The organism is Marinomonas arctica, assembly GCF_003259225.1.
Taxonomy (GTDB): Bacteria; Pseudomonadota; Gammaproteobacteria; order Pseudomonadales; family Marinomonadaceae; genus Marinomonas; species Marinomonas arctica.
The window spans coordinates 1-5,389 of sequence record NZ_QHJF01000058.1; the positions used below are offsets into that span (position 1 = coordinate 1).

Consider the following 5,389-nt stretch of genomic DNA (forward strand, 5'->3'; position numbering starts at 1 on the left):
CGAAAAGTCTACCTACATGCCCAAAAAGACATGGAAACCGATGTGCTCAACGACAGCATCAGCCACATTGGCCACGATCAACACCGACAAATCGACAACGACCGCTTTACCCAAATCGGCGGAGAAAACGGCACAGGCAATGACCACCTGACCATCAAGGGTGAAAGTCGTCATAAGATTGGTAAAGACCAGACCATCAGCATCGACGGTAGCTTGCAGCAGAAAGTCGGAAAAATTGTCGTACTAGAAGCGGGCGAAGAAATACACTTCAAGAGTGGTGACAAAACCGTGATTGAAGCAGAGGCAGAAATCATCCTTGCCGCGGGCGGCAGCTTTGTCAAAATCGACAGTGGTGGTGTTCATATGGTCGGCGCCGCTATCAACCTAAACGTGCCGGATCGGGCAGTGGATTTAGTGAACTAATGCCATTGTTGCCGGGTGGTATCGTTTCGCCGCCACCGCCAGAAGCTACATTGGCTCTTGATTATGAACCTTCTGTTGTATCGGGTGCTTTGTTAATCGAGCATTGTGATTGTTCAGGAGGCAAGCCATGTTCGATTCATTCCTAAGTGAATATGACATAACCACTGAATCGCCTGAGCTAATGCCGAAGTACACCTATGCCATTGTCGAACCTCTTCTTGAGCCAGACTTGATGCAAGTGGTTTACCAAAAAGGGGTGGCAGACCTTCGCCATGCCAGGCTCTTTGCCGATACTGAATATCGTGATTTAGCTGACAAAGGACCGATTATTGTTCAGCTCTCACCCCAAAATGATTCATTTACTGTTTTAAAGCGGCGACTTGAAGAAAAGCCTTCTGGATGTTTTATACAAAGGACTCAACCTTTTGAGTTTGTTTTTGATTGGGCAAGGCAGCGCCTGACCATTCAAACAGGGCAAGCCAAAGCGCTATTACGTTATTACGAACCTCGTATGTTGCTTCCGTTGTTATGTGGATTAAATCAAGACGAAAAAGCCAGTTTTGTATCTGGTATAAGCTCAATTCATTGGTTTCATCACACTTGGATGGCACTTAATGCAAGGGGCATTTCGGATCAATCAATTGAACCAACAGCAGGATATTCTGGTTTTGTGTTGAGCTCCGAGTAACTCACAAAAATGACTGCTATTCAGCAAAAATGGGCAGAACAGGGAAAGTAACTCATGTCGAATAAAACCTACGTTATAAAAGAGGGTGATCAGCTCCTTAAAATTGCCGTTGAACAGGGCGTTAGCTACCTCAAATTGTTAGAGCTAAACCCTCAGTATCAAGCTAATCCGAATTTAATTCACCCTGGCGAGACGCTAATTCTTCCCTCTGATGAAGATGCTACCTCTACGGCAGAACCTGAAGAAAAAGAATCTATTCCTCCGATTGATCCAAATGCGATTGCTCTTAATGAAGAAGGTTGTATTGCAGGTAAGCCAGCTTGTGAGGGTATGGAAGTTTGTGATGTTTTGATGTTCACAGGGGAAGGCCCTGCCGATTACATTGTGCTGAATGAGGAGCAACAGAAAGACTTATTAGAAGAAGCCGATATTGTGGCGGGTTTTGCCAAAGAATACCAAGCGTTAACTGCAGAGTCACCTGATGCAGATAGTGCTGATAGCAAAGCGATTGAAGCCTACAAAGACAAAAAAGAAGCATTTTTAGAGCGCGCATCTACTGCTGGTCTGTTTGCCTTAGAGCCTGAAAAAAAAACGAAAGAAAACAAATCGGAAAGTTCGACTGAAGACTCTTTGGCAGACAAGATTAAAAAGATTGAACAGCGCAAGGCCATCCTTAATGGTTATTACAGCAGTGACGGTATTTTTAAAGACGAGAGTTCTGTAAAAGTTTTACGGAACCAGATTAATAAGGTATTGGAGACACAACTAGCCGAGTGGCAGGCTTTGTGTGATGTGCAACAGTGCAAGCTAGATGAAAAAGCAGAAAAAGAAGAGCAAAAGAAGAAAAGTGGCGGAGGGAGCAGTGCACAAGGCATTAAATTAGACAAACTGTCCAATACTCGTAATCTAAAGGTTACAACAACTCGCGTGTTTCGGGTGTTTGAAGTGTTTCTGGTGACACAGCAGCGTATTATTTATATCCGTGAAGACTATGTTATTAGCAAGAAAAAGTGGTCTTGGACAAGAAAACGTTCATCTAATACGCATTTGAATGCCGCACTGGCCAGCGGCGGTGGCAAAGAGGCGATTGCAAAAGGGATTTTACAGGACATAAAAAAGGACATTGTAAAAGACAAAGAAAATGGTGCCTTTGGTAAATTGGAAGGTAAATGGCTATCCAATTCAGTCGCTGATTTAAAGTATAAAGAGTGGTCTATTTCGCTGAAGAAGGTGACAAGTCTATTTTTGCGACATCAGGAGAAGCTCAATTGATGCGCTTTTGCCTGCATACGGATGTCAAAAGTGTCATTGAACCGAAAAAGGGAAACGTTGATATTGGAGCCTCTGTTGGTGCAGAGGCATCGTTATTAGAGGGCAAAATTACCAGCTCTGTTACTCTGCCTCATAGCCAAGGATATTACTTTTATATTGTTTACAAAGATGCCAATGGAAAGGATGCACAGCACCCTTTAGGGCAATTTCGTCTTGGGTTCAACATTACGTTAAGTTGCTTCGCTGGGGTAACGGCGTCTGCTGAAGTTGGTGTTTCCGCGAGCACGAAAAAAACCGATGGTAATATTAGTCGAGAAGACGAATTAGAAAGTTCAGGCGCTACCGTACTATTAGCAAGAGATGTGGGAATGGGGGTGCAGAATGGATCTGGCTCAGTTGGTTTGAAAGGTGCCGCATTTGCGGGTGCTCAGGTCGGCGGGCAGGTTGAAGGTAACTTTCAGTGGGAGCGACCAGAAAAAAGAGGCGAACAACAATTTAATACCCTTGCTGGTATAAAGGCCATGGGCAATGTGTCTTTAGGTGCAGCCTTTGGTGGGGAATTTCAGCTTGCTTTGGTGGGTGGTAAGTTTATCGTTTACTGTAAAGCGAGCCTTGCATTTGGGCCAGGCGGATCTGGGGGCTTTGGCACGACGGTAGATTTTAAAGAAATATGGCCGTTAGCAAAAATTATCTGGGAAGCGTTAAAAGTGGCTGATTACCGAACGGTCGAATGCATTAACGAAGAGGCCTACCAGTATTTATGCCGAGCCGCTTTTTACTATTTTACCTTGCCACTTCGCACTGCCATTACTTTAGTCGATGCCATTAACAGTGGTGCTGAAGAAATAAATACATGGTGGGGCAAAAAGGTAGAAGGATGGAAAAAGCAGGTATATAGAGAAGAGTTTGGTCAACGTATCACCTTAGCTATTCTTAATAGTAAGGACGGTACGTTCAGCGGTGTGGATATGAATTTATTGCCACCAGAAACCATTGGTATGTTACTAGATGTTTTGGTAGATACCTTTGTTTTTAGGGCTGAAGAAGATCAGGAAAAAGCCATTAATAAACTGCTAAAACAAAGTATCGGTCGTTCGTGGCGCAAGCTAGAAGAAGTGTTAGCACACATGAACCCAGATGGGGTGAAACAATCCGAAGATAAAGCTCTGTTTGATAATTTAGCTCGTATTAATCATATTCTTGATGGAACTCAGCAAAGGCAATTTAATAGTTGGATCGCTTGGGTAGCGGAAGAGCAAGATGATATAAACCGAAGTGAAGCCATGGCATTTCAACCTTTAACTGGTAGGGCCTTTGAGAATAAATTGCAGACACTATAAAAGAAGGATATAGCTAGCGTTGAAAACTAGTACAAAATAACGGACGGGTATACGCCCATTATTTTGTACTGCGTTAAGTTTAAAGTGGTACTTTTTGATGTAATGCGCAACGAAAACCATACATCGAATAATATTTAGCTTTATCTTCTCCAATGGAGCGTGCGGTCACAATAGGTCTATCATCCTGCCAACCTCTTTGTACCTTATTAGTACCTGTAGTTGGGCCTTGAGGGTCGTGTTCTGGAGAGTTTGCGTAATAATCGGCCGAGAACCAGTCATTTACCCACTCTGTGGCATTATTACTTAAGTCATAGATTCCGAGAGGGTTGGGAGGGAAACTGCCCACATCATTAAAGGCGTTTCCTGCTCTTGGGTAGTTCCACTCTTCTGCTGGCCAATCTTTCCAGATGCGCTGGTTATTGCTATCTCTTATATAACGTCCACCTCCTTCACGCTTTATGTGACCATCGTTGGTGGCGTAATAGATGTTTTGTCCGCGGTTACGTGCTGCATATTCCCATTGGGCTTCCGTCGGCAAGCCAAAAGGGTAATTAGTAATGTCTCCTAGCCAAGTGCAATAATCTTTCGTTTCTTGCCAAGTTTTGGTTGGTGTGGGTCTTTGTAGCCAGCTTTCATTGTACTCTGCGTTAATTAATGGCAGTTGATGGACTAAACGGTAGGCATTCATGTCGTAGTAAGTGGTTTCAAACTTAGCTAAAGAATAGTTACTCAGAGTCACTTTATGTAGGTTAATCGTGCCGTAACGTAGGCTGTTGATGTTTGACGCACACTGTACATTAGGGTTCCATTCGGCCAAAAACAAATTGTCCATTTCACAAGGCATACCAAAATCCCCCATCATGAAGCTGCCACCTTCAATAAAAACCATGTTATCAATGGCTTTAACGGCCACGTCTAAGATGTGATGCTGTAGTTCTGCATCGGCATTAGGGTATTTTTCAGCGATGGTCTTTTGAATCTCCACGACTTTATTGTCATCAATTACCTTACTTTCTACAGAGGGCGTTTGCGAGCAGGCCATCAAAGAAGCAAGCATAGGCGCCGCCAATACGAATCGAGAAATGTTATAAGGTAAGGCGCGAAGGAAGGTACGATACAGAGCCATCATTCATCCTTTAATGTCGGTTTAGCTTATTATAAAGCAGCCAAAACCAGAAAAAAACGAAGAAAGCGGGCTTCACTGTCAATGTAAAAGTCTGCCTTCTTCTTTTGGGTATGCTTTTTCGGTATATTTATTTTTGTGGTGGCTTTGTGATCGGTGGCTCAGGTTCAAAGCCACTAAAACCACTACCCGATCCAGCACTTCCGCCTGAGTTGAAGTTGATGGCGGAGCCTACGACATGCACACCTGCAGCGTCTATTTTAATAAAGTTGCCACCAACTTTGACTGTCATTTCTGATCCAGCCTCAATCACGGCTTTGCTGTCACTTTTTAGATGAATCTCATTCCCAGCATCGAGCACCGCTTTCGAACCTACTTTTTGCTGCAAGCTGCCGTCGATGGTGAGGGTGTGGTCTTTGTCTATCTTGTGACGACTTTCTCCCTTAATGGTGAGGTGGTCGTTGTTGTTTAGCCGTGTGAAGCGGTCGTTGTCGATTTGTCTGTGTTGGTCGTGACCGATGTGAGTGATGCTGTCGTTGAGGA

General features: G+C 43.9%; 6 protein-coding genes. 4 read left to right on the forward strand and 2 right to left on the reverse strand.

Annotated features, from left to right (window positions below; translation table 11 throughout):
* The 4 genes from DK187_RS20665 to DK187_RS20680 all read left to right on the forward strand — a co-directional run.
* On the forward strand, positions 1–423 hold a 423-nt coding region (locus DK187_RS20665; RefSeq protein ID WP_420870153.1), incomplete at its 5' end, for a bacteriophage T4 gp5 trimerisation domain-containing protein.
* Positions 424–550: 127 nt separating this feature from the next.
* On the forward strand, positions 551–1,111 hold the full coding sequence (locus tag DK187_RS20670; RefSeq protein ID WP_111609187.1) for a DUF4123 domain-containing protein: 561 nt from the start codon (positions 551–553) through the stop codon (positions 1,109–1,111).
* 54 nt (positions 1,112–1,165) lie between these two features.
* Positions 1,166–2,383 (forward strand): LysM peptidoglycan-binding domain-containing protein, encoded by a 1,218-nt coding sequence (locus DK187_RS20675; protein WP_111609188.1) that lies wholly within the window; start codon positions 1,166–1,168, stop codon positions 2,381–2,383.
* Positions 2,320–3,723, forward strand: coding sequence for a hypothetical protein (locus DK187_RS20680; RefSeq protein WP_162623575.1), 1,404 nt, complete (start codon positions 2,320–2,322; stop codon positions 3,721–3,723). Before DK187_RS20675 ends, DK187_RS20680 begins: the two co-directional genes overlap by 64 nt.
* A 79-nt stretch (positions 3,724–3,802) precedes the next feature.
* Here the strand turns inward: DK187_RS20680 and DK187_RS20685 are convergent, their stop codons facing one another.
* On the reverse strand, positions 3,803–4,852 hold the full coding sequence (locus DK187_RS20685; protein ID WP_111609190.1) for a formylglycine-generating enzyme family protein: 1,050 nt from the start codon (positions 4,850–4,852) through the stop codon (positions 3,803–3,805).
* 124 nt (positions 4,853–4,976) lie between these two features.
* Positions 4,977–5,389, reverse strand: a 413-nt coding sequence (locus DK187_RS20690; protein ID WP_420870154.1) for a bacteriophage T4 gp5 trimerisation domain-containing protein, incomplete at its 5' end; no start/stop codon positions are given.